Below are 24,317 nucleotides of genomic sequence, written 5' to 3'. Positions count from 1 at the left end.
TTGCCTGGAGTGGACTCGAAGCAGTTGGCTTGGGGCCCATGAAGTACACGCAGCTCGGACGCACCGGACTCAAGGTCAGCCGACTCGTCCTCGGCACCATGAACTTCGGCCCCCAGACGGGCGAGGCCGAAAGCCACGCCCTGATGGACGCGGCCCTCGACGCCGGCATCAATTTCCTCGACACCGCCAATGTGTACGGCTGGGGTGAGAACAAGGGCCGCACCGAGGAGATCATCGGGACCTGGTTCGCCCAGGGCGGCGGCCGCCGCGACAAGACGGTGCTCGCCACCAAGGTCTACGGCTCGATGGCCCCCGAGGGCGCGGCGTGGCCCAACTACGACCGGCTCTCGGCCCTGAACATCCGCCGCGCCGTCGATGACAGCCTCAGGCGGCTGCGGACCGACCACATCGACGTCTACCAGTTCCACCACGTCGACCGGCAGACCCCCTTCGAGGAGATCTGGCAGGCCATCGAGGTCCTCGTCCAGCAGGGCAAGATCCTCTACGCGGGCTCCTCCAACTTCCCCGGCTGGAAGATCGCGCAGGCCAACGAGACCGCCGCCCGCACGGGTCGGCTCGGACTGGTCAGCGAGCAGTGCCTCTACAACCTCGCCGAGCGGCGCGCCGAGATGGAGGTCATCCCGGCCGCCGAGGCGTACGGACTCGGCGTCATCCCCTGGTCCCCGCTGCACGGGGGCCTGCTGGGCGGCGCGATCCGCAAGGCGGCCGAGTCGGGGCGCAGTGCCTCCGGCCGGTCGGCGGACGCGCTGGCCAACAGCTCGGTACGGGCGCAGGTGCAGGCGTACGAGGACCTGCTCGACAAGCACGGCCTGGAGCCCGGCGAAGTGGCCCTGGCCTGGCTGCTGACCCGGCCCGGCGTCACCGGACCGATCGTCGGTCCCCGTACCGCCGAGCAGCTCGCCTCCGCGCTGCGGGCGGTGGAGCTGGAACTCTCCGGGGAACTCCTCGCCTCCCTGGACGAGGTCTTCCCGGGGCCGGGGGCCTCGCCGGAGGCCTTCGCCTGGTAGCGGGCCGGCCGGGGCGGCCGCCGGGCGGGTCCTACTGTCCGACGGCGGCCGCCACGGCGACGACGACGAACATCAGCACGAGCACACCGGCCATGACACGGTTTCTGGTCTTCGGGTCCACCCGTCGAGACTAACGTGACCGCCCCCGCCCCCGGCGCCGGGGGCTGCGAGACTTTCGCCATGGTGGTGACCGTGGAAGACGTACGGCGGCTCGCGCTCGCGCTGCCGCGCACCGAGGAGCACCTCGTCCGCGACCGGGTGAAGTTCCGGATCGGGCGGATCGTCTACCTCGCCCTCTCCCGGGACGAGAGCGAGCTCGGGTTCGCCTTTCCCAAGGAGGAGCGGGCCGCGCTGGTCGCGTCCGAGCCGGCGAAGTTCTCCCTGCCCGGCGCCGGTGACCTGCGCTACAACTGGGTGCACGCCCGGATGTCCGCCCTCGGCCACGGGGAGCTGGCCGAGCTGGTCACCGACGCCTGGCGGATGTGCGTACCGGCGAAGGTGGCCCGCGCCCACCTGGAGGGCGGGCTGCCGCCCGCGCCCGGCCTCGACGGGCTGCGGGAGGCCGCCGCGGTGTTCGGGGCCTTCCCCGGAGTCGACCGCAGCTGGCGGGCGCTGGTCGCCGACACCGCCCCCGGCCTCGACCTGTCCCGGGCCGCGCACCGCACCGCCCTGCACCGCTGGCTCAACGCCTGGGGCTGCCGCATCCGCTACCCCCGGGACGGCGAGCCCGACCCGCTGGGGACCGGGCTCGACGCCTGGTGGGGCCGGCACAGCCTGCCCGGGGCCCCGCTCGCGGCGCTGGCCGACCGGGACGTCGCCCGGCTCGCGGCCGCGTACGGGGACCTGGCCGCGCTCCCGCTCGGCCGCCGCACCCTCGGGCCGACCGCCGCCGCCAAGGCCCTGTTCGCGCTGCGGCCGCGCACCGTGATGCCCTGGGACGCGGCGATCGCGACCCGCATGCACGGCGCGCGGGACGCCGCCGCCTTCGACCGGCACCTGCGCACCGGAAGGGCCTGGGCGCAGGCCGCGCTCGCCGGGAGCGGCCTGGACGAGGACGCGCTGACCGCCTGGCTGGGCCGGCCCGGACTCCCGCTGGCCAAGGTCCTCGACGAGTACCTGTACGTCACCCTCAGCCACCGGGGCGGCGACGCCCCCGACCCGGCCGGGCGCGCTCAGCCGGCCGCGGTCACCAGTGCGGGCTCCTCGGTGATCCGGGCCGGCCGGGGCCGGGCCAACGCGACGTAGCTCGACGTGCGCAGGGCCACCGACACGTCGAGCCGGCCCGCGTTGAACCAGATCTCCTCCCGCTCCAGCAGCTCCGGATCGACCACCACCTCCACCGACGGGTCGAAGCTCACCGGCATGATCGAACCGCTGGCGCAGCCCGTCAGCTCCTCGGCGACCGCCCGCACGGCGAAGGAGGCGTTCGTGCCCCCGTACGCCGCCCGCACCGCCTCCAGGTCGACGCGCCGGTGCCCCGGCACCACGGCGATGACGTAGCGGCGTCGTTTGCGTCCCAGCGCGACTCTGATGACCAGGCACTTGGCGGCCTCTTCGAGGCGGTGGCCGCGGATGAGGCTGGCGAGTTCGGTCTGGCCCTCCGGGGCGTGGTGGAGCAGCCGGTAGTCGGCCCCTCCGTCGCCCAGGAGGTCGAGCAGGCGGGTGTAGCTGTCCGCGATCGCGGTCGCAGAGGTCACAACGGTCCTTTCCGGAAACTTCGTTGGCGGTGACTCAGCGGTCGCGCAGCTCCAGGGTGCAGCACTTGACGCTGCCACCCGCCTTGAGGAGCTCGGAGAGGTCGACCCCGATCGGCTCGAAGCCGCGCTCGCTGAGCTGGGCCCGCAGACCGGTCGCCGCCTCCGGCAGCAGCACGTGGCGGCCGTCGGAGAAGGCGTTCAGCCCGAAGACCGCGGCGTCCTCGGCGGTGGCGAGGATCGCCCGGGGGAACATCGTGCGGAGCACGGACCGGCTGCCCTCGGAGAAGGCGGCCGGGTAGTACATGACCTCGTCGTCGGAGAGCACGGCCAGTGCCGTGTCCAGGTGGTAGAACTCCGGGTCGACGAGGGTCAGGCTCGTCACCGGCAGGCCGAAGAACTCCTGGGCCTCGGCGTGCGAGCGCGGATCGGTGCGGAAGCCGGTGCCGGCCAGCAGCCGGCGGCCGACGGTGAGGATGTCGCCCTCGCCCTCGTTGATGAACTCGGGCCACAGCACCTCGCGGTAGCCCCGGCGCTCGAACCAGTCGAGGTACGCCGGACCCTCCGCGGTGCGCTGCGCGTGCCGGAAGCGGGCCCCGTAGACCTTGCCGTCGACCACGGTGGCGCCGTTGGCGGCGAACACCATGTCGGGGAGGCCGCCGACCGGGTCGATCTCCTCCACGAGGTGGCCGAGGTCGAGGTACAGGTCGCGCAGCCGCTCCCACTGGCGGAGGGCGAGGGCGGTGTCGGTGCGCTGCTCCGGGTGCATCCAGGGGTTGATCGAGTACGTGACGTCGTAGTGCTGGGGACGGCACATCAGCAGCCTCCGCCGGGTGGCGACGCGGGACGGGACCGGGAGGGTGGCGGTGGGCTCGGTGAACGGCACGGGGACTCCTTCAAGGGTGACTGGAGGGGCCGGGCCGCCCACGGGATGGGGTGGGCGGCCGTCATCGGGGCACGGTGCGTCAGCGGGCGGAGGCGGGCGGGTACTCGGCGTGAGCATGCCGGGATCGCCTCTACTGCTCCTTTTTCACCGGAATCCGGATTCCGCGCCCCGAAGTCCGGGCCACCGGAACATGAACCGTCCCGGAACCCTGCGCTTCACCGGCCCGGGGGTGGGGCGGGGCGCGACGGGGCGCGACGGGGCCGGGCGGGACGGGGCGCCAGGGGACGGGGCCCGCTCAGCCCGTCAGGGGCCAGGCCTCGACGACCTCGTACCGCGGCTGCTCACCGGGGACACCGCTGGTGGGGAGGTTGCTGCGGACGAGGCTGAGGGTGTCGACCCGCCAGGGCGTGCCCTCGAAGCCCGCGAGCGCGTCGAGGAACGGCCGCAGGTCGGCGGCGCCCCGGCTGCGGGCGAGGGTGAGGTGGGGGGTGTAGCGGCGGTGCTGCTCCATCGGGATCCCGGCCCGCCGGGCGGCGGCGTCGGCCCGCTCGGCGAGCAGCCGCAGGGCGTCGAGGCCGCCGGCGGCTCCGGTCCACAGGGCGTGGTCGCCGAAGTGGCCCGCGCCGTGCAGGCGCAGCGCGAAGGGCTCGGTACGGGTGGCCGCGCGGGCGAGGCGGGCGTGCAGGTCGGGGAGGAGCCGGGCGGGGACCTCGCCGAGGAAGGCGAGCGTGAAGTGCCAGCCCTCCTCGGCGGTCCACCGCAGCCCGTCCCCGCGGGGCACCCCGGCGAGCGCGGCCCGCAGTTCCTCGACGGCCCCGTCGGACGGCAACACGGCGGCGAACAGCCTCATGCCCCGACGATATCCCCGCGCGCGGGCTCCGCGGCCCCCGACCGGGCCCCGGCCGGGCCCCGACCGGGCCCCGACCGGGCCCCGGCCGGGGGAAGGGCTACGCCGCCTTGACCAGTGCGCGGGCGCGGTCGGTGCGGGCGGCGGGGACGAAAGCGATCCCGTGGCGGTTCACGCTCAGGCGGAGGTTGCCGACCCGGGAGAGGACCACCGCGACGCCGAGCGCCGCCGCGAGGGAGACCAGGCCGCCGGCGGCCATGCCGAGGCGGGCTCCGTAGGTGTCGGTGATCCACCCCACGAGCGGCGCCCCGACCGGGGTGCCGCCGGTGAAGACCATCATGAACAGCGCCATGACCCGCCCCCGCATCTCGGGGTCGGTGGCCATCTGGACGCTGGAGTTGGCCACCACGTTCACGGTCAGGCCGAACATCCCGACGGGCACCAGCAGCGCCGAGAACAGCCAGAAGGACGGTGCGATCGCCGTCACCAGCAGCAGGGCGGAGAAGAGGACCGCGGCCGTCACCAGCACCCGCAGCCGGGCCTGGCCCCGGCGCGCGGCCAGCAGGGCGCCGACCAGGGAGCCCGCCGCGATCAGGGTGTTGAACAGTCCGTACGTGTCGGCGTCGCCGTGGAAGACGTCGCCGACGAAGGCCGACAGCCAGATCGGGAAGTTGAACCCGAAGGTGCCGATGAAGCCGACCAGCACGATGGGCCACACCAGCTCCGGCCGGCCCGCGACGTACCGCAGGCCCTCCCGCAGCTGTCCCTTCGCGCGCGGCTGCGGTGTGACGGGGTGCAGTTCGCGCGTCCGCATCATCAGCAGGCCCGCGATGGGCGCCGCGAAGGACAGCCCGTTCAGCAGGAAGGCCCAGCCGGAGCCGACGGCGGTGATGAGCACGCCGGCGATCGCCGGGCCGACCAGCCGCGCGGACTGGAAGTTGGCGGAGTTCAGGCTGACCGCGTTGGCGACCTGCGCGGGACCGACCATCTCGGAGACGAACGTCTGCCGGGCCGGGTTGTCGAGGACGGTGACCAGGCCGAGCAGGAAGGCCGCGAGGTAGACGTGCCAGACCTGGACGTGTCCGGCCAGGGTGAGGACGGCGAGCGCGATGCCGGTCAGACCCATGGCGCCCTGGGTGGCCAGGAGCAGCGGCCGCTTGGGCAGCCGGTCGGCGAGGACGCCCCCGTAGAGGCCGAACACGAGCATCGGCAGGAACTGCAGGGCGATGGTGATGCCGACCGCGGAGGCCGAGCCGGTCAGGGAGAGGACCAGCCAGTCCTGGGCGATGCGCTGCATCCAGGTGCCCGTGTTCGAGACTGCCTGGCCGGCCGCGAAGAGCCGGTAGTTGCGGATCCGCAGCGAGCTGAACATCCCCCGGCCGGCGCCGGGAGGCGTTCCCGGGTTCCTGCCCGGGGGGACTGCGTTGGAGGGGGTGGATGTGTGGCCGGGTGCGGAGTCTGCTCCGGTTCCCGTACTCAAAAGCGTTCGCCTCCTGGCGTCGTTCCTATAGGTGCGCGAGCTTCTCCAGGACGGGTGCGGCCTCGCGGAGCTTGGCCCATTCGTCCTCGGTGAGCTCGGCCGCGAGCCCGGCCAGGAAGGCGTTGCGCTTGCGACGGCTCTCTTCGAGCATCGCCTCGGCCTCCTCGGTCTGGCTGACCACCTTCTGGCGGCGGTCCTCGGGGTGCGGCTCCAGCCTGACCAGTCCCTTGGCCTCCAGCAGGGCGACGATGCGCGTCATCGACGGGGGCTGGACGTGCTCGCGCCGGGCCAGCTCACCGGGGGTGGCCTGGCCGCAGCGGGCGAGGGTGCCGAGGACCGACATCTCGGTCGGGCTCAGCGATTCGTCGACGCGCTGGTGCTTCAGGCGCCGGCCCAGCCGCATGACGGCGGAGCGGAGGTCGTTCACGGCGGCAGCGTCGTCGCCATGGGAGAGGTCAGGCATGTACTTAGAATAACTCATTACTTTTCCTAAGGAACACCGGGTGGGGGTCGTCACTCGTACGGGTGAGTCGGCGGCGGAAAGTGACACGCGTCCACGCCGTCTGGCCCGACCCTTTCGGCATGGGGACACATGTGCTGAGCGTGCGCATAGACGGGGAGCTGCTGGAGCGGCTCCGGAACCATGCCGCCAAACGCGGAATGAGCGTCCAGGACTATGTCGTCCGGACGCTCATTCGCGATGACTTCGACGAGCGGTTCAAGACCGCGGTCGACGAGACGGAGAAGTTCTACGGTCTGACCTGACCTGACCTGACCGCCCGCGGTGAAGGGGCGGCTACGTGAGGCCGAGGGCCGGCATCGCGTAGTAGAAGGCGAACACCGCCGAGACGACGTACATCGCCGCCGGGACCTCGCGACCCCGGCCGGTCGCCAGGCGCAGCACGCTGAAGCTGATGAAGCTGATGCCGATGCCGTTGGTGATCGAGTAGGTGAACGCCATCATCACCATGGCCAGGAAGGCCGGGACGGCGATGGTGAAGTCGTTCCAGTCGATGTCCCTGACCGAGCCGGCCAGGATCAGGAAGCCGACCGCCACGAGGGCGGGGGTGGCGGCCTGCGAGGGCACCATGGTGGCCAGCGGGGTCAGGAAGAGCGAGACGGTGAAGAGGCCGCCGGTCACGATGTTCGCCAGACCGGTGCGGGCGCCCTCGCCGACGCCCGCGGTGGACTCCACGAAGCAGGTGGTGGCCGAGGAGGAGGTCGCGCCGCCGGCGGCGACGGCCAGGCCGTCCACCAGCAGGACCCGGTTGATGCCGGGGAAGGTGCCGTCCGGCTTCGTCAGCTTGGCCTCGTCGCCGACGCCGAGGATCGTGCCCATCGCGTCGAAGAAGCAGGACAGCAGCACGGTGAAGACGAAGAGCACGCCGGTCAGCACGCCGACCTTGCCGAAGCCGCCGAACAGGCTGACCTGGCCGACGAGGCCGAAGTCGGGCGCGGCCACCGGGTTGCCGGGCCACTGCGGCACGGTCAGGCCCCAGGCCAGGTCCGGCAGGTCGGCGACCGCCTGTACGGCGACGGCGATCAAGGTCATGACCACGATGGAGATCAGGATCGCGCCGGGCGTCTTGCGGATCAGCAGGGCGAGCGTGAGCAGGACCCCGGCCACGAAGATCAGGACCGGCCAGCCGTGCAGGTGGCCGTTGCTCCCGAGCTGGAGCGGGACCGTGGTGTGCGCGGCGTCCGGGATGCGGGTGACGAAGCCGGAGTCGACCAGGCCGATCAGCATGATGAACAGGCCGATGCCGATCGCGATGCCCTTGCGCAGCCCCAGCGGGACCGCGTTCATGACCCGCTCGCGCAGGCCGGTGGCGACCAGCAGCATCACCACGAAGCCCGCCAGGACCACCATGCCCATGGCGTCGGGCCAGCTCATCCGCGGGGCGAGCTGGAGGGCGACGACGGTGTTGACGCCGAGGCCGGCCGCGAGGGCGATCGGGACGTTGCCGATCACGCCCATGAGGAGGGTGGTGAAGGCCGCCGTCAGCACGGTGGCCGTGACGAGCTGGCCGCTGTCGAGCTGGTGGCCGTACATGTCCTTCGCGCTGCCCAGGATGATCGGGTTCAGCACGATGATGTAGGCCATCGCGAAGAAGGTCGCGAAGCCGCCCCGGAACTCCCGGGCCACGGTCGAACCGCGCTCCGAGATCTTGAAGTAGCGGTCGAGGCTGGTGGTGGGGGCCGCGGCGGGTGCCGAGGTGCTCATGCGGTCCTCAAACGGGTTGATTGGGTGGTTCATACGAACGAAACCGGCCGTAGGCAAACCGTTTCAGTATGAACACATGAACGAGAGGCAGTCCATCTCCGCGCGTAGACCCCAAATCCGGCCACCTAGACTGGTCCCCATGGCGAAGTGGACTGCTCAGCACGAGGCGCCCGAGCCCCTTGAGGGCCCGGTGGTCGCCACCATCACCGGCGGCACGATCCTCTGGTTCGCCATGTTCCTCGTCCAGCTGCCCTTCTACGGGTGGTTCTCGGACCGGGACCTGCTGTGGTGGGTGTGGACCTGCGCGGCCGGCGGCGGGCTCGGTCTCATCGGCATCTGGTACGTCCGGGGCCGCGACGCCGCCCTCAAGCGCCACGCCGCCGAGCAGGCGGCCGCTGCTGCCGCCCGGGGCGCCGGAGCGGACCCCGCGTCCCCCGGCACGCCCGGTGGTGCGCCCGGCTCCGAGGGCTAGGGCCCGGACGCCGGCCCCGGCGTCGGCGCGGGCCCGGACCCCGGCCCCGGCCTCCACCCCGACCCCGACCCCGACCCCGACCCCGACCCCGACCAAGGGACGATTCCACTCATCCTGAAGTCGGATCTTCCGACTTCTCGGCGGGTGAACCGTCCCGGCGCCCTTTACCGTCGAAAGCATGACGCAGCGGGCGAAGATCGACCATGACGGGCCGGAGCGCTCCGGCGCCGGCCCCGCCATCGACGCGGGAGCGGAGCTGGATCCCGTCCACCCGGTGAAGCCCCCCGCCCCCCGCTTCAAGCCGGGCGGCCTCCTCACCGCCGAGGTAGCCGAGCGGGTCGCCCGCGGCGACGTCAACGACGTGCCCGTCCGCTCCTCCCGCTCCACGGCCGAGATCGTCCGCGCCAACGTCTTCACCCGCTTCAACGCCATCATCGGCGTCCTCTGGGTGATCATGCTCATCGTCGCGCCCATCCAGGACAGCCTCTTCGGTTTCGTGATCGTCGCGAACACCGGCATCGGCATCATCCAGGAAATGCGCGCCAAGAAGACCCTCGACGGGCTGGCCGTCATCGGCGAGGCCAAACCGAGCGTCCGCCGGGACGGCGCCACGGCGGAGATCTCCACCTCCGAGATCGTCCTCGACGACGTCATCGAACTCGGCCCCGGCGACAAGGTCGTCGTCGACGGGACCGTCGGCGAGGCCGACGGACTGGAGATCGACGAGTCCCTGCTCACCGGCGAGGCCGACCCCGTCCTCAAGAAGCCCGGCGACCAGGTCATGTCCGGGTCCTTCGTCGTCGCCGGGGGCGGCGCCTTCACCGCCACCAAGGTCGGCCGCGAGGCCTACGCCGCCCAGCTGGCCGAAGAGGCCTCCCGCTTCACCCTCGTCCACTCCGAGCTGCGCAGCGGCATCTCCACCATCCTCAAGTACGTCACCTGGATGATGATCCCGACCTCGATCGGCCTGATCGTCAGCCAGCTCGTCGTCAAGCAGAACAACGTCAAGGACGCCATCGCCCGCACCGTCGGCGGCATCGTCCCGATGATCCCCGAGGGGCTCGTCCTCCTCACCTCCGTCGCCTTCGCCGTCGGCGTCATCCGGCTCGGCCGCAAGCAGTGCCTCGTCCAGGAGCTCCCCGCCATCGAGGGCCTCGCCCGCGTCGACGTCGTCTGCCTCGACAAGACCGGCACCCTCACCGAGGGCGGCATGGACGTCACCGAGCTGCGCCCCCTGGGCGGCGCGGACCAGGCCTACGTCAGGAAGGTGCTGGGCGCCCTCGGCGAGTCCGACCCGCGCCCCAACGCCAGCCTCCAGGCCATCATCGACGCCTACCCCGACAGCGCCGAGTGGCGCTGCACCGAGTCCCTGCCCTTCTCCTCCGCCCGCAAGTACAGCGGCGCCAGCTTCAGCGAGGGCGACGGCGAGAACAACACCTGGCTGCTCGGCGCCCCCGACGTGCTGCTGCCCGCCGGGGACCCGGCGCTGGAGGAGATCGAGGGCCTCAACGAGCAGGGCCTGCGGGTCCTCCTGCTGGCCCGCTCGGCCCGCGAGCTCGACGACGCCGCCGTGGCCACCGGCAGCAGACCCACCGCCCTCGTCGTCCTGGAACAGCGGCTGCGCCCCGACGCCGCCGACACCCTGCGCTACTTCGCGGACCAGGAGGTCAAGGCCAAGGTCATCTCCGGCGACAACGCCGTCTCCGTGGGCGCCGTCGCCGGGAAGCTCGGGCTGCCGGGCGCCCAGAACACCGTCGACGCCCGCAAGCTGCCCGCCGAACGCGAGGGGATGGCCGCCGTCCTCGACGAGAACGCCGTCTTCGGCCGCGTCAGCCCGCAGCAGAAGCGGGAGATGGTCGCCGCCCTCCAGTCCAGGGGCCACACGGTCGCCATGACCGGCGACGGGGTCAACGACGTCCTCGCCCTCAAGGACGCCGACATCGGCGTCTCGATGGGCTCGGGCTCGGAGGCCACCCGCGCCGTCGCGCAGATCGTCCTCCTCAACAACAGCTTCTCCACCCTCCCCTCGGTGGTCGCCGAGGGGCGCCGCGTCATCGGCAACATCACGCGCGTCGCGACCCTCTTCCTCACCAAGACGGTCTACTCGGTCCTCCTCGCCGTCCTGGTGGTCTGCTCCCAGGTCGAGTACCCCTTCCTGCCCCGCCACCTGACCCTGCTGTCCACGCTCACCATCGGCATCCCCGCCTTCTTCCTGGCCCTGGCGCCGAACACGGAACGCGCGAAGCCGAACTTCGTGAAGCGGGTCATGCGGTACGCGATCCCCGGCGGGGTGATCGCGGCCGTCGCCACCTTCGTCACCTACCTGATCGCCCGCGCCCACTACAGCGGCCCGGACGCCCTCCAGGCCGAGACCAGCGCGGCGACGCTGACCCTGTTCCTCACCTCGATGTGGGTGCTGGCGATCATCGCCCGCCCGTACACCTGGTGGCGGGTGGCGCTGGTCGGCGCGATGGGCGGGGCCTTCCTGATCGTCCTCGTCGTGCCGTGGCTCCAGGAGTTCTTCCAGCTCAAGCTGGTGGGCGTCACGATGCCGTGGATCGCGGTGGCGATCGCGGCGGCCGCGGCCGCCCTGATCGAGTTCACCTTCCGGTGGGTGGGCCGCAGGTTCCCGGCCTGACGGGGCCGCCCGTCAGTCGAACCACCGGTCGCGGGCCAGTTCCGCCGTGCGGGACGGGTCCTCCAGGAGGGCCGCCACCTCGAAGCGGCGGGGCCACTGGCCCGCGGACCAGGCGAGGCCGGCCGCCACGCCCTCCAGCGTGGCCGCGTGGAGGGTGCCGTCCGGGGTGCGGCGCCAGTCCAGTTCCGTGCCGCCGGCGATCAGTTCCTCGTGCTCGACGTACGTCGGCGGCGTGGCCGGGCCCAGGAGGATCCGTACGGCCTCCGGTACCTCGTGCTCCTCGCCCGGGGTGGTCACCTCCGCCGGGACGGTGTCCGAGAGGCGGCGCACCTGGAGGAGCTCCGCCAGGTCGGCCGCGCGGGCCGGGGCGACCGGCAGGAGCGGCAGGCCCCCGGCGAGGGGGAGCAGGTCCGGGGCGTCGGCGACGAGGGCGTCGGCCGCGTCCACCACGACCACCTCCCCGTCGACCACCGCCCGCAGCTCGTCGGGGAGGGTGACCTGCTCGGGATCCAGATCGGCCAGGGCCCCGTAGAGGCCGTGCAGCTGGCGGCCGGTCACCTCGCGGTCCGGGTCGGCGAGGCGGGACAGGAGCTCGGCGGCGCCGCCGGGCTCGTCCAGGAGCGCGGTGACCGTGGTGCGCACGCCGAGGGCGCGCAGGACCTGCTCGTCCTCGAAGCCGGCGGCGTCGGCCGGGGTGTAGAGCCCTTCCAGGAGCGGGTCGCCGCCGGCGGCGCGCAGTCCGGCGGGGCGGCGGCCGTCGAGCACGGGGTGGTCGCGCAGCCACCAGGCGGTGTACGGGCGCACGGACTGCGTGGTGCCGTCCGGGAGCAGGATCCGCACCGGCTGGGTCAGGGCGTCGCGCAGCGGGGGCTGCGCGAGCATCGCCAGGGCCCGGGGCCAGTGGTCGTCATCGACGAGGTCCAGGTCGCGCACGGCGATCAGCTCGGTGGCCACCGGGGGCACCGGGGTCTCGGGCAGCTGGTCGAGGAGGTCCTCGCACCACACGTCGACCGCGTCGAGCAGCCCCGCGTCGTCCGGTTCGGCGAAGTCCCCGTCGCGGGGCTCCAGCTCGTCCGGGTCCAGGACCACGTCGGTGGCGCGGACCAGCTGGAACGCGGTCAGCACGCCGCAGGCGGCCAGTACGTCGGCGTCCCAGCGCTCGGCGAGGTCGGCGTCCAGGTACGGGATCTCGTCCTCGCGCAGTACGGAGGCCAGCGGGCTGCCGGCGAGGAGGAGTTCACCGGCCGGGGTCGGTTCGCCGTCCTCGTCGGGCAGGGCCAGCGCGCCCAGCCAGGGCTCGTCGCCGGGGGCCAGGGCGGAGTCGCGGACCAGGGTGAGGACCACCTCGGCCAGTTCCTCGGCGTCCAGGGCGTCGGCGTCCTCGTCCCAGATCTCGCCCGCGTCCAGCGAGCCCGCCACGGCGGCCCGGACCTGCGGGGTCGTCAGGACGGCGCGCGCGGTGGCGGGGAGGGCGCCGAGCTTCTCCAGCAGCGGGTGCGCGGCGTCCGGGTGGGCCACCTTCAGCCCCAGGCGGGCCAGCGACGCGGGGGTGTCGGCGTAGGGCAGCAGGACGTGGCGCGGGCCGATCGTGGTGCGGCCGTCGGCGAGGGGGACGGGCAGCCCGGACAGCCGGTCGGGGTCCACCCCGGCCAGGGTGTCGTACAGGCGGTGCCACCAGTCCGGGGTGCGCTCGATGCCGGCGATCCGCTCGATGGCGTCGCCGAGCGGCAGCCGGCCCACGCCCAGGGTGCGCAGCTCGGGGCGCCGCTCCAGGCCGGCGGGGAGCAGGGTCGGGAGCACCTCGGCGAGGACCCGTACGGTGTCGGCGCCCGCGCCCTCGACGACCTCGGCCTCGAAGGGGCGCAGCCGGGTCAGCTCCTCGGAGGGGGCGGCCGGGGCGAGGAAGGCGGTGCGGGGCAGGCGCGTCAGGACGGCGGCGCGCAGGGCCCCGTCGAGTTCGCCCTTGCCGAGCGGGCCGGGCACCAGGTCGACCAGGCCGGTGCCCACCGGGTCCCAGGCGCCGAGGAGTTCGGCGTACGCGTCCGCCGCGCGCGCGACGAGGAAGTCGGTCAGCGGACCCGGCGCGGGGTGGCGGCGGGAGGTGTCCAGCGGCAGGGAGGCGATGAGCAGGGCGGGGATGCCGAGGGGTTCGTCGGTGGGGGTCGGCGCGTGGACGACGGGGGCGGTACGGGGGCGTTCGGGCGCGCCGTCGGGGTCCACGGGCACGGCCCAGGTGACGGTCCAGACGGGCCGCAGCCGCTCCTCCACGGGCCGGTCGGCGAGGAGTTCCCGCTCGATGGGGCCGCTGTGGCGGACGGTGCGCCAGCGGTGGGTGCCGGAGGCGGAGTCCTCGATGACGGTGTACGGGCCCTCGGTGCGCCGGTACAGGGTGCGGGCGCCGTCGGCCGGGGTCTCGACGACGATCTCGCGCAGTCCGGGCAGGGTCAGGAGCAGGGCGTCGTCGACGCCCGACAGCAGCCGCTGTGCGAGGTCCTCGGCGGCGCTGTCGCGCAGCGGGAGGACGACGACGGTGTCGTAGCCCTCGGGGGCGGTGCCCTCGGCGGGCAGCGGCAGGCGCAGCAGGGGGACGTGTCCGTCGCGGCGCCGCAGTTCGTCGCCGAGTCCGGGGCTGAACGCGGAGGCCTCGCGGGCCATTTCGCGGGCTTCGGCCAGCGACCAGCGCACGCCCCCGTGGCGGCCGAGGACGGCCGGTTCGTCGGAGACGGCGAGGACGGCGGCGAAGCCGACGCCGAAGCGGCCGACGGAGTCCCGGGCCTCCTCGCGCTTGGCGGAGGCGCGCAGGGTGCTGAGGGATTCCACGCCCGTCGCGTCCAGCGGGGCGCCGGTGTTGGCGGCGGCGAGCACGGCCGGGCCGTGCGGGCCGGCGGGGTGCAGGGTCAGCCGCAGCCGGCCGGGGACCCGGGCGCGGGCCGCGGCGTCGGCGGCGTTCTGGGCCAGCTCGACGACGAGCCGGTCGCGGTAGCCACCGAGCGCCAGGTCCTCCTCGGCGTTGGCGTCCTCGCGGAAGCGGGCCGGGCCCGAGCCCCACGCGTCGAGCACCGAGCGCCGCAGCCGGGCCGTGCTGAAAGGGTCCATGCCGCTCTGGGCCGCCGTCACTCGCACGTTCACGCCGCTGCCTCCAAGATGTGCTGGGCCTGGGAACCTCCTGCCCGGACGCCTTGAAGGTATCGCGTGCGGGGACGCCCCCTACGCCGTGCCCGTCCCGTCCCGCGCCACCCCGCCCCGCGCCACCCCGCCCCGAGAGCCCCGCCCCGCGAACGCCGGAGCCCCCGGCGACACGTGGTCGCCGGGGGCTCCGGACGCCGGTCAGATCCGGCCGCGCCGGGTCAGAGCTGCTCGATCACGTAGTCGATGCACGCGGTCAGCGCCTGCACGTCCGCCGGGTCGACCGCCGGGTACATGGCGATGCGCAGCTGGTTGCGGCCGAGCTTGCGGTACGGCTCGGTGTCCACGATGCCGTTGGCGCGCAGCACCTTCGAGATCGCCGCCGCGTCGATGTCGTCCGAGAAGTCGATCGTTCCCATGACGGCCGAACGCTTGTCGGCGTCCTGCACGAACGGGCTCGCGTACTTCGAGGCCTCGGCCCAGCCGTACAGGTTGCGCGCACTGGCCGCCGTACGGCCCGTCGTGAACTCCAGGCCGCCCTGGGAGTTCATCCACCGCAGCTGCTCGTCCATCAGGAACAGGGTGGACAGCGCCGGGGTGTTGTACGTCTGGTTCTTCAGCGAGTTGTCGATCGCCGTCGGCAGCGAGAAGAACTCCGGGATGTGCCGGCCGGAGGCGTGCACGCGGGCGGCACGCTCCAGGGCGGCGGGGGAGAACGCCGCCAGCCACAGGCCGCCCTCGGAGGCGAAGGCCTTCTGCGGGGCGAAGTAGTAGACGTCGGTCTCGGTGATGTCCACCGGAAGTCCGCCGGCGCCGGAGGTCGCGTCCACCAGGACGAGCGAACCGGTGTCGGCGCCCGCGACGCGCTTGATCGGCGCCGCCACGCCCGTCGAGGTCTCGTTGTGCGTGTACGCGTACGCGTCCACGCCCGCCTCGGCGACCGGCTCGGGGTGCGAGCCCGGCTCGGAGGAGATCACCGACGGCTCGTCCAGCCACGGCGCGAGCTTCGCGGCCTTGGCGAACTTCGAGGAGAACTCGCCGAAGGTGAGGTGCTGCGACTTCCGCTCGATGAGACCGGCGGTCGCGATGTCCCAGAAGGCGGTGGAGCCGCCGTTGCCCAGGATCACCTCGTAGCCCTCGGGGAGGGAGAAGAGGTCCCGGAGTCCCTGGCGCACCGAACCGACCAGGTTCTTGACCGGAGCCTGGCGGTGGGATGTTCCGATCAGGGAGGTACCGGTGGCGGCGAGGGCGTCCAGCGCCTCGGTCCGCACCTTGGAGGGGCCCGCGCCGAAGCGTCCGTCGGCGGGCTTGATGTCAGCGGGAATCTGGATCTCGGCCACGAGCGGAGCGTATCGGGTCCCCGACCGGCTGTCGGAGGCGCGTCCACCCGATGAGACGCACCCGCGCGGTGGCAGGCTGGGCGCCGTGACGTCACCCGGGGAACTCGAACGGACATTGCGGGCGAACCTGCGCGGGGAGGTGGACTTCGGAGCCGCCGCGCGGGCGTTGACGACGATGGACGCCTCCAACTACCGGCGCGTCCCCATCGGTGTCGTCGCCCCGCGCGACGCCGACGACGTGGCCGCCGCCCTCGCCCTGTGCGCGGAGGCCGGCGTGCCCGTCGTACCGCGCGGCGGCGGCACCTCCATCGCCGGACAGGCCACCGGCACGGGCGTCGTCCTCGACCTCACCCGGCACATGGACGCGCTGCTCGCCGTCGACCCGGCCGCCCGGACCGCCGTCGTCCAGCCCGGACTGGTCCTCGACCGGCTGCGCGACGCCGTCCGCCCCCACGGGCTGACCTTCGGACCCGACCCCTCCACCCACTCCCGCTGCACCCTCGGCGGGATGATCGGCAACAACGCCTGCGGCGCCCACTCGGTGGCCTGGGGCACCACCGCCGACAACGTCGCCGAGCTCTCCGTCACCGCCTACGGGGGCACCGCGCACCGCCTCGCGCGCGGCTGGGCGGGCGCCCCGGCGGGCCTGCGGGAGCTCGTCGAGGGGAACCTCGCGGTGCTGCGCACGGGCATGGCCGGCGGCTTCTCCCGCCGGATCTCCGGCTACGGCGGGCTGGACGCGCTGCTGCCCGAGCGGGGCACCGGCCTCGCCCGTGCCTTCTGCGGCAGCGAGGGCACCCTGGGCGTGGTCACCGAGGCGGTGGTCCGGCTGGTGGAACTCCCGGCCGCGCCCGTGCTCGTCGTCCTCGGCTACGCCGACGAGGGCGCGGCGGCGGACGCGGCCGCCGGGCTGCTGCCCCACCGGCCGCTCACCGTCGAGGGCATGGCCGAGGACCTGGTCCGCAGCCCCGCCGGGCTCCCCCGGGGCGGCGCCTGGCTGTTCGTGGAGATGCCCGACGAGGGGGCCGCCCGCACCCTGCTGCGCGGCGCCGACGCCCTGGACGCGGCGCTCGTCACCGACCCGGCCGGGCAGCGGGCCCTGTGGCGGCTGCGCGAGGACGCGGCCGGCACGGCGACGCGGATGCCGGACGGCACCATGGCCTGGCCGGGCTGGGAGGACTGCGCGGTGCCGCCCGCGCGGCTGGGGCCGTACCTGAGGGAGTTCCGGTCGCTGCTGGCGGCGCACGGGCTGCGCGGCACCCCGTACGGGCACTTCGGGGAGGGCTGCGTCCACGTCCGGATCGACTTCGACCTGGTCACCCGGGAGGGCGTGGCCCGCTTCCGGACCTTCTCCGAGGAGCTCGCCGACCTGGTCGTGGCCCACGGCGGGTCCCTCTCGGGGGAGCACGGCGACGGCCAGGCGCGGGCGGAGCTGCTGCCGCGCATGTACGGGCCCGGGGTCATCGCGCTCTTCGCGGCGTACAAGGACGTGTGGGACCCGGCCGGCGGGATGAACCCCGGGATCCTGGTCCGCCCGGCCCGCCTCGACGAGAACCTCCGCTTCGCGGTGCTGCCCCGGACCCCCTTCGCCGGGGAGGTGGCCACCTGCGTCGGCGTCGCGAAGTGCCGCTCCACGGAGGTCGGCGGGGCAGGGGTGATGTGCCCCTCGTACCGGGCCACCGGCGAGGAGCGGCACTCCACGCGCGGCCGGGCCCGGCTGCTGCACGAGATGCTGGCCGGGGAGACGATCACCGGCGGGTGGCGCTCGCCGGAGGTCGCCGAGGCCCTCGACCTGTGCCTGGGCTGCAAGGGCTGCCGCAGCGACTGCCCGGTCGGCGTGGACGTCGCCGCGTACAAGGCGGAGTTCCTGCACCGCCACTGGGCGGGCCGGCTGCGGCCCGCCTCCCACTACCTGCTGGGCGGCCTGCCGGACTGGCTCCGCATGATCACCGCCCTGCGCGCGACCCGGGCCGCGAACGCGGCCGCCCGCCGGATCCCGCTGCCGGGGCTGGCCCGGGAGCGGGCCCTGCCGCCGCTGGCGCCGGTGCCGTTCACCCGGTGGTGGCGCGGGCGGACGGCGGTGACGGCCGGGGAGCGGGCTGCCGGGGAGCAGGCCGTGACGGTGACGCTGTGGCCCGACACCTTCTCGGAGTACCTGGCCCCCGAGGCCGGCCGCGCGGCGGTACGGGTCCTGGAGGCCGCGGGCCTCGCCGTCGCCGTTCCCGCCCGCCGGGTGTGCTGCGGGCTGACGTACCTCTCCACCGGCCGCCTGGACCGGGCCCGTACGGTGCTGCGCCGCACCCTGGACGCCGTCGGGGAGGTACGGGGGCCCGTGCTGGTCCTCGAACCCAGCTGCGCGGCCGCCCTGCGCACCGACCTCCCGGCCCTGCTCCCCGACGACCCCCGGGCGCACCGGCTCGCGGCGGCCGTGCGCACCTTCGCGGAGACGCTGGAGGAGTACGCCCCGCACTGGAGCCCGCCCCGGCTGGACCGGCCCGTGGCCGGCCAGACCCACTGCCACCAGCACGCCGTCCTCGGCGACGCCGCCGACCGGCGGCTGCGCGGGCGCGCCGGGCTGAGCGGGGAGCTCAGCGGGGGCTGCTGCGGGCTCGCGGGCAACTTCGGCTTCGAACCCGGCCACCACGCCGTCTCGGTGGCGTGCGCGGAGGAACAGCTGCTGCCGTCCCTGCGGGCGGCCGCCCCGGGCACGGCCGTCCTCGCCGACGGCTTCTCCTGCCGCACCCAGATCGCGCAGCTGTCCGACGGCCACCGGGCCCGCCACCTGGCGGAACTCCTGGCGGAGGCGCTGTGAGGGGACGCACTGTGAAAACCGCGTGACCGTAAGGCAAAACACGGAGTTACGGTCCTTACATACCCTTAGTCTGGATTCATGCCCGCACCATCCTCGTCCCCGACGACCACCACCAGCACCGGCGCCGCCAGTACCAGCACCGCCGGCGCCGCCCCGGCCCCCGCCGCCCCGGCCCCCGCCGCGTCGGCCCCCGCCGCGTCGGCCCCGGCCTCGGCCTCGGCCTCGGCCCGGAACCGGTTCGGCCCGGTCGCCCTGGTGGTCTCGGCCGGTGTCTCGGTGCAGTTCGGCGCGGCGCTCGCGGTCACGCTGATGCCGCAGGTGGGCGCCGCGGGCGTGGTCACCCTGCGCCTCGCCGCGGCCGCGCTGGTGCTGCTGGTGCTGTGCCGGCCGAAGCTGCGTGGCTACACCCGCTCGGACTGGGGCACGGTCCTCGCCTTCGGCGTGGCCATGGCGGGCATGAACGGCCTCTTCTACCAGTCCATCGACCGCATCCCGCTCGGCCCGGCCGTGACCCTGGAGGTCCTCGGCCCGCTGGCCCTCTCGGTGATCGTCTCCCGCCGCCTGGTGAACCTGCTGTGGGCGGGCCTCGCCCTCGCCGGCGTCGTCCTGCTGTCCGGGCACGGCGGAGGCGGCTTCGGCTTCGGCTCCCTCGACCCGGCCGGCGCGGCCTTCGCGGTCGGTGCGGGCGTGATGTGGGCCGCGTACATCGTCTTCAGCGCCCGCACCGGCCGCCGTTTCCCGCAGGCCGACGGCCTCGCCCTGGCGATGGCGGTGGCTGCCGTCATCTCACTGCCGCTGGGCGTCGCACAGGCGGGTTCCGCCCTGCTCGTGCCGAGCACCCTCGCCCTCGGGCTGGGCGTGGCGGTGCTGTCCTCCGTACTCCCGTACACGCTGGAACTGCTCGCCCTGCGCCGGCTGGCCGCCCCGACCTTCGCGATCCTGATGAGCCTGGAGCCGGCCATCGCGGCGAGCGCCGGGCTGCTGGTGCTGGGGCAGGAGATGTCGGTGCTCGACGGAGTCGCGATCGCCCTGGTGATCGCCGCCAGCATGGGCGCGGTGCGTTCCCAGATCGGCAGGAAGGCACGCGCGGCGCTGTAGGCGGACCGCGATGTGCGGGCCCCTCGCCGGCCGGCTCGTGTCCGGATGTGACAGGGAGCCGTCATTGCGGCCGTCCGGCGGCCCCGTGACCATGGACGCATGTCCCCTTCCCACCGCGTCGTCATCGCGGTCTTCCCGGACGTCGACCTGCTCGACGTCACCGGCCCGGCCGAGGTGTTCGCCCTGGCCAACCGGGAGAGCGGGGGCCGCGCGGGCTACGAGGTCCGGCTCGCGGCTCCCGGCGCCGGCCAGGTGCGAACGGCGGCCGGGGTGCGTCTGGTCGCCGATCTGACCTTCGACGAGGTCGGGGCCGCCGTGGACACCCTGCTGGTGCCCGGCGCCGTGCGGACGGGCCCGGACGGGCCGGTGGCCCGGGTCGACGAGCACGTCGTCGAGTGGGTGAGGGCCACCGCGCCGCACGCCCGCAGGATCGCCTCCGTCTGCGTGGGCGCGCACCTGCTCGCCGCGGCCGGGCTGCTGGACGGCCGCCGGGCGACCACGCACTGGTCGACCGCCGCCCAGCTCGCGGCCGAGCACCCGCGGGTACGGGTCGACGCCGACCCGATCTTCGTCCGGTCCGGCCGGGTGTGGACCGGGGCCGGCATCAGCACCTGCATGGACCTCGCGCTCGCGCTGGTCGCCGAGGACCACGGCGAGGAGCTGGCGCTCGCGGTGGCCCGGCAGCTGGTGATGTACCTGCGCAGACAGGGTGGCCAGAGCCAGTTCAGCGTGCCGCTGAGCCGGCCCGCGGCGGCCCGCAGGGACATCGACGAGCTGCGCCTGTTCATCACCGAGCACCTCGACGGCGAACTGTCGGCGGCCGCGCTGGCCGGGCGGATGTGCCTGAGCGAACGGCACTTCGCCCGGGTGTTCCGGCAGGAGACCGGCACGAGTCCGGCCGCCTACGTGGAGGCCGCCCGGGTCGAGGCGGCCCGCAGGCTGCTGGAGAGCACCGACGAGCCGCTGGAGCGGGTCGCGGCGGCCACCGGGATGGGCTCGGTGGAAACGCTGCACCGCGCCTTCCGCAAGCAGCTCGACATCACCCCGGCGTCCTACCGGCGCCGCTTCCGCACCGCTTCCTGACCACCCCCGCACCGCGTCCGCACGCCCTCGTACCGCGTCCGGCCCTCGTACCGCGTCCGCACCCCTCGTACCGCGTCCGCACCCCTCGTACCGCGTCCGGCCCTCGTACCGCGCGCACGCCCCGTACCGCTTCCGCACACCGCTTCGCGACCTTCCCGATCCCCGGCGCGCGGGCCCCGTGGCCCCGCCGTGCCTCCTCACCGAAAGGAACACCCCACCATGACCGCCTCCGTGAGCCTGCGCGACGTCATCGGCCTCGACAGCACGCCGCCCCGCCTGGCCGAGAGCACCCTGGTCCTGATCGACTTCCAGAACACCTACCGCGGCGGCGTCATGGCCCTCGACGGCGCCGGGGCGGCCCTGGCCGCCGGGGCCCGGCTGCTCGCCGCCGCCCGTGCGGCCGGCACGCCGGTCGTCCACGTCGCCGACGCCGGCTACGACCTCGCGTCCGAGGCCGGCTCCATCAGCGCCGAGGTGGCGCCCGCGGACGGCGAGCCGGTTGTGGTCAAGCAGGTGCCGAACGCCTTCCACGCCACCGACCTGGAGAAGGTCCTGCGCGACCTGGGCGCCGGCCCCGACCTGGTGCTGGCCGGGTTCATGACGCACATGTGCGTCGCCTTCACCGCCCAGGGCGCCTTCAACCTGGGCTACCGGCCCACCGTCGTCGCCGAGGCGACCGCCACCCGCTCGCTGGCCGCGCCCGACGGCACGGTCCTTCCCGCCGCCGCCCTCCAGGCGGCGGCCCTGACCACCATCGCCGATGTCTTCGGCGTCGTCGTCCCCACCGTCGCCGACCTCGCTCCCTGACCTGTACGGGGGTCAGGACAGGGGCAGGTCCAGGAAGGACGGGGTGGGCTCGGGGGAGGTGAAGGCGAGGGTGGCGCGGGGGAGGTTGGCGTCCCCGTAGAAGGGGTCGCGGGCGGCCAGCACCAGCATCACGCGGTGGCCGGGCGGGACGTCGTAGGCCGTGGCCTGGAGGGAGATGTCCGCGCCGATCAGGCTGTCCGGGGCCGAGTGGAGGTCGCTGAACGGGGCGTGCGTGACCAGGTGCGCGGAGCCGTCGGGCGCCAGGTCCATCAGGTACGCCACGAACGTCGACCCGGGGTTCGCGGCGCGGTACGTCACCCGGAGCCGGGGAGTGCCGCGCAGCCGGGCGGTCTCCGGGACCGGCGGGGACGTCCAGACGGCGGCCACCGTACGGTCGACGGCGTCGGCCCGGTAGACCGCGGGCAGGCCGGCCAGTTCCGCGGATCCGGAGCGCACGACCTCGTCGGCGACCCGCACCCGGGTCTCCACCCCGCACACCACCCCGGCCGTCCAGCCCGGCTCAGGCGCTTCGGCGAGCTCCCCGCCGCCGGTGAGGTGCAGGCGACGGGTGCGGCGGGTGAGGGAGTTCCAGGTGGGGTGGCGTTCCAGGGCACGGGTCCACATCACCTCGCCGAGGACCTGTCCCTCGTCGGCGATGCCGTTGTCGACCTCTCGGAGGTGGTGGTCGAACCACCGGTGGGCATCGGTCCAGATCCGGTTCGGCAGGCCGAGCAGGCCGGTCGTCTCGCGGCCTGCGTGGTCGCCGACGGAGGCGTCGAGCCTCTTGGGGCCGGTGAGTTCGCCGAACAGCTTCAGGGTCTGGTTGGCGGGGAAGAGGGTCTCGTGCCACGCCAGGGAGAGGAAGACCGGTACTCGGCGGCGGTTGATCTCCTTGAGGTGGGTGAAGGGCGAGCGCTCCCGCGCCCACCGCAGGTTCTCCTCAGGGTCCCGGCCGGCCAGGACGTTCTCCAGCACCCGCTCGGTCCGCCGGCCCAGCCGGGCGCGGGCCGCCGCGGCGTACAGGGCCTGGACGGCGGAGGCGCGGGCGGTGGAGTTCTCGTAGAGGACCTCCCCGAGGTCGCCCCAGGCGCCGAGCGCCGCGACCGCGTCCACCCGGGTGTCGTGCGCGGCGGCGAGCAGGGCGATGCCCGAGCCGTAGGAGTGGCCCAGGAAGCCGATCCGGGTGACCGGCCCGGCCGTGCGCTCCAGCAGGTGGTCCAGGGCGTGCCCGGCGTCGGCGACGTCGAGCGGCCCGGCGGCGTCCACGTGGCCCTCCGAGGCGGCGAACCCGCGGGCGCTGTAGGCGAGGACGTCGTAGCCGCGCGCCGCGAAGAGGCTCGCCTGCACGGCGTACGTGACCCAGCCCTGGTCCGTCCACGAGGCGGGTACCACCACCACCGGACGCGGCCCGGGTCCGGTGTGCCGCCAGAGCGCGGCGTCGAGCAGGTCCCCGCCCGCGCCGGCCACCTTGCCCCGGCTGAAGACGGCGACGGCCCGGACGGCCGCCACCTCGGCGGCGCGGGCGGGCGGCAGCCCGGCGGGATCGCCGCTCTCCAGGGCGGCGGCGAAGGCGCCGAGGGCCGTCACGTCGAGTTCGGGATGGAGCGGCAGGGATGCTGGGTTCAGCGGTAGGGATGCCGGGTTCAAGGCGTTCATCCTCTTCGTCGATGGGCGTGGACGTGTTCGGATGCGGCTGCGCGAGCGGGCGGCGGAACCTTCAGTATCGGCGCGCCGGACGGCGCTGTCCGGGGGCTTCCCGGCGGACGGCCGAAAGCCTCCCCGGCCGGGTGCGGGGGCGGCCGGGGGAGCGGGCGGGTGGCGCGGTCAATGCGCCAACTCGGTCTCACCCGAACGGGTTTGGGGGTGGTGGCGGGAACCGGACGGGCGCTGCAAAAATCATGCAAGCATGCTTGATTGTTTAAACGGAGGCTGCCAGGCTTCCCCTCACGCCGAGAGGGGAGCACACCGTGCCCGATCCGTCCGCCGTCGCCGTCTTCACCGATCTACGGGAGGAGAGCGGGGAACTAGACGCCCTCGTGAGGGAGTTGCCCGCGTCCGGCTGGGCCGCTCCCACCCCCGCGAGCGGCTGGACCATCGCCCACCAGATCGCCCACCTGCACTGGACCGACCAGGCCGCGCTGCTCGCCCTCACCGACCCCGACGCCTTCGCGCTCAGGGTCGAAGAGGCCCTGAAGGCCCCCGACTCCTTCGTCGACGAGGGCGCCGAGGAAGGGGCCCGGCTGGCCCCCGCCGACCTCCTCGCCCGCTGGCGCGAGGGCCGCCGCGCGCTCGACGCGGCCCTCACCGCCGCCTCGCCCGACGCCCGCTTCCCCTGGTACGGGCCCCCGATGAAGGCCGCCTCCATGGCCAGCGCCCGCCTGATGGAGACCTGGGCGCACGGCCAGGACGTCGCCGACGCCCTCGGGGTCCGCCGCACTCCCGGTGCCCGGCTGCGGCACGTCGCCCGGATCGGCGTACGGGCCCGCGCCTACGCCTACGCCGTGCGCGGACTGCCCGTGCCCGAAGCGGAGGTCCGGGTGGAACTCACCGCCCCGGCCGGCCGCGAGGTGTGGGCGTACGGACCCGCCGACGCCCCGCAGCGCGTCACCGGCCCCGCCCTGGACTTCTGCCTGCTGGTCACCCAGCGCGCCCACCGCGCCGACCTCGCCCTCACCGCCACCGGCCCCGACGCCGACCGCTGGCTCGACATCGCCCAGGCCTTCGCCGGCCCCGCCGGCTCCGGCCGCGCCCCGCGGGAAGACCGGTGAACCGCCGCCCGCTG

19 protein-coding genes are annotated in these 24,317 nt (G+C 74.2%); 10 read left to right on the top strand and 9 right to left on the bottom strand.

Features of this window, described 5'->3' with window-relative positions; all coding sequences use genetic code 11:
• Positions 1-38: 38 nt before the first annotated feature.
• On the top strand, positions 39-1,028 hold the full coding sequence (locus OG295_RS15100; RefSeq protein WP_371677360.1) for an aldo/keto reductase: 990 nt from the start codon (positions 39-41) through the stop codon (positions 1,026-1,028).
• 180 nt (positions 1,029-1,208) lie between these two features.
• Complete coding sequence (locus tag OG295_RS15095; protein ID WP_371677359.1) at positions 1,209-2,273, top strand: MmcQ/YjbR family DNA-binding protein; 1,065 nt, start codon at positions 1,209-1,211, stop codon at positions 2,271-2,273.
• Here the strand turns inward: OG295_RS15095 and OG295_RS15090 are convergent.
• The 5 genes from OG295_RS15090 to OG295_RS15070 all read right to left on the bottom strand — a co-directional run bounded on the left by OG295_RS15090 (position 2,201) and on the right by OG295_RS15070 (position 6,398).
• Entirely contained in the window at positions 2,201-2,725 is a 525-nt protein-coding gene (locus OG295_RS15090) for a YbaK/EbsC family protein (RefSeq protein ID WP_371677358.1), read from the bottom strand. The genes OG295_RS15095 and OG295_RS15090 overlap by 73 nt on opposite strands.
• A 34-nt stretch (positions 2,726-2,759) precedes the next feature.
• Complete coding sequence (gene ddaH, locus OG295_RS15085) at positions 2,760-3,608, bottom strand: dimethylargininase (protein WP_371677357.1); 849 nt, start codon at positions 3,606-3,608, stop codon at positions 2,760-2,762.
• A 295-nt stretch (positions 3,609-3,903) separates the two neighbouring features.
• Positions 3,904-4,458, bottom strand: a complete 555-nt coding sequence (gene thpR / locus OG295_RS15080) for an RNA 2',3'-cyclic phosphodiesterase (RefSeq protein WP_371677356.1) — start codon at positions 4,456-4,458, stop codon at positions 3,904-3,906.
• A gap of 97 nt (positions 4,459-4,555) precedes the next feature.
• Entirely contained in the window at positions 4,556-5,935 is a 1,380-nt protein-coding gene (locus OG295_RS15075; protein WP_371677355.1) for an MFS transporter, read from the bottom strand.
• A gap of 25 nt (positions 5,936-5,960) precedes the next feature.
• On the bottom strand, positions 5,961-6,398 hold the full coding sequence (locus OG295_RS15070; protein ID WP_030239287.1) for a MarR family winged helix-turn-helix transcriptional regulator: 438 nt from the start codon (positions 6,396-6,398) through the stop codon (positions 5,961-5,963).
• Between the two features lie 119 nt (positions 6,399-6,517).
• Here OG295_RS15070 and OG295_RS15065 point away from each other — a divergent pair, with 119 nt between their 5' ends.
• Positions 6,518-6,700: a ribbon-helix-helix protein, CopG family gene (locus OG295_RS15065; RefSeq protein WP_030239290.1), complete on the top strand. Its 183-nt coding sequence runs from the start codon at positions 6,518-6,520 to the stop codon at positions 6,698-6,700.
• Positions 6,701-6,731: 31 nt separating this feature from the next.
• Here the strand turns inward: OG295_RS15065 and OG295_RS15060 are convergent, their stop codons facing one another.
• Positions 6,732-8,159: an NCS2 family permease gene (locus OG295_RS15060; protein ID WP_371677354.1), complete on the bottom strand. Its 1,428-nt coding sequence runs from the start codon at positions 8,157-8,159 to the stop codon at positions 6,732-6,734.
• Between the two features lie 139 nt (positions 8,160-8,298).
• Here OG295_RS15060 and OG295_RS15055 point away from each other — a divergent pair, with 139 nt between their 5' ends.
• Both OG295_RS15055 and OG295_RS15050 read left to right on the top strand, forming a co-directional pair.
• On the top strand, positions 8,299-8,631 hold the full coding sequence (locus OG295_RS15055) for a DUF2530 domain-containing protein (RefSeq protein WP_371677353.1): 333 nt from the start codon (positions 8,299-8,301) through the stop codon (positions 8,629-8,631).
• 178 nt (positions 8,632-8,809) lie between these two features.
• Positions 8,810-11,269 (top strand): HAD-IC family P-type ATPase, encoded by a 2,460-nt coding sequence (locus OG295_RS15050; RefSeq protein ID WP_371677352.1) that lies wholly within the window; start codon positions 8,810-8,812, stop codon positions 11,267-11,269.
• A 12-nt stretch (positions 11,270-11,281) separates the two neighbouring features.
• Here the strand turns inward: OG295_RS15050 and OG295_RS15045 are convergent, their stop codons facing one another.
• Both OG295_RS15045 and serC read right to left on the bottom strand, forming a co-directional pair.
• Positions 11,282-14,365 (bottom strand): sacsin N-terminal ATP-binding-like domain-containing protein, encoded by a 3,084-nt coding sequence (locus OG295_RS15045; protein ID WP_371681198.1) that lies wholly within the window; start codon positions 14,363-14,365, stop codon positions 11,282-11,284.
• 251 nt (positions 14,366-14,616) lie between these two features.
• Positions 14,617-15,735, bottom strand: coding sequence for a phosphoserine transaminase (gene serC / locus OG295_RS15040; protein ID WP_371677351.1), 1,119 nt, complete (start codon positions 15,733-15,735; stop codon positions 14,617-14,619).
• Positions 15,736-15,820: 85 nt separating this feature from the next.
• Between serC and OG295_RS15035 the strand changes: the two genes are divergently transcribed.
• From OG295_RS15035 to OG295_RS15020, 4 genes are all read left to right on the top strand, one after another.
• Positions 15,821-18,547 (top strand): FAD-binding and (Fe-S)-binding domain-containing protein, encoded by a 2,727-nt coding sequence (locus OG295_RS15035; protein ID WP_371677350.1) that lies wholly within the window; start codon positions 15,821-15,823, stop codon positions 18,545-18,547.
• A 78-nt stretch (positions 18,548-18,625) separates the two neighbouring features.
• On the top strand, positions 18,626-19,645 hold the full coding sequence (locus tag OG295_RS15030; protein WP_371677349.1) for a DMT family transporter: 1,020 nt from the start codon (positions 18,626-18,628) through the stop codon (positions 19,643-19,645).
• Between the two features lie 99 nt (positions 19,646-19,744).
• Positions 19,745-20,728, top strand: coding sequence for a GlxA family transcriptional regulator (locus OG295_RS15025; RefSeq protein WP_371677348.1), 984 nt, complete (start codon positions 19,745-19,747; stop codon positions 20,726-20,728).
• A gap of 219 nt (positions 20,729-20,947) precedes the next feature.
• The gene (locus OG295_RS15020) at positions 20,948-21,535 is read left to right on the top strand and encodes an isochorismatase family protein (RefSeq protein WP_371677347.1); all 588 of its coding nucleotides are present in this window, start codon (positions 20,948-20,950) and stop codon (positions 21,533-21,535) included.
• 12 nt (positions 21,536-21,547) lie between these two features.
• Here the strand turns inward: OG295_RS15020 and OG295_RS15015 are convergent, their stop codons facing one another.
• The gene (locus OG295_RS15015; RefSeq protein WP_371677346.1) at positions 21,548-23,182 is read right to left on the bottom strand and encodes an alpha/beta fold hydrolase; all 1,635 of its coding nucleotides are present in this window, start codon (positions 23,180-23,182) and stop codon (positions 21,548-21,550) included.
• Between the two features lie 320 nt (positions 23,183-23,502).
• On the opposite strand from OG295_RS15015, the gene OG295_RS15010 reads away from it, so the two are divergent.
• Positions 23,503-24,303 (top strand): TIGR03084 family metal-binding protein, encoded by an 801-nt coding sequence (locus OG295_RS15010; RefSeq protein ID WP_371677345.1) that lies wholly within the window; start codon positions 23,503-23,505, stop codon positions 24,301-24,303.
• The last annotated feature ends 14 nt before the right edge of the window (positions 24,304-24,317 follow it).

Source organism: Streptomyces sp. NBC_01276, assembly GCF_041435355.1.
Lineage (GTDB): Bacteria > Actinomycetota > Actinomycetes > Streptomycetales > Streptomycetaceae > Streptomyces.
The sequence above is the reverse complement of the archived record's forward strand: the minus strand, read 5'-3'. Positions and strand labels throughout refer to the sequence as shown.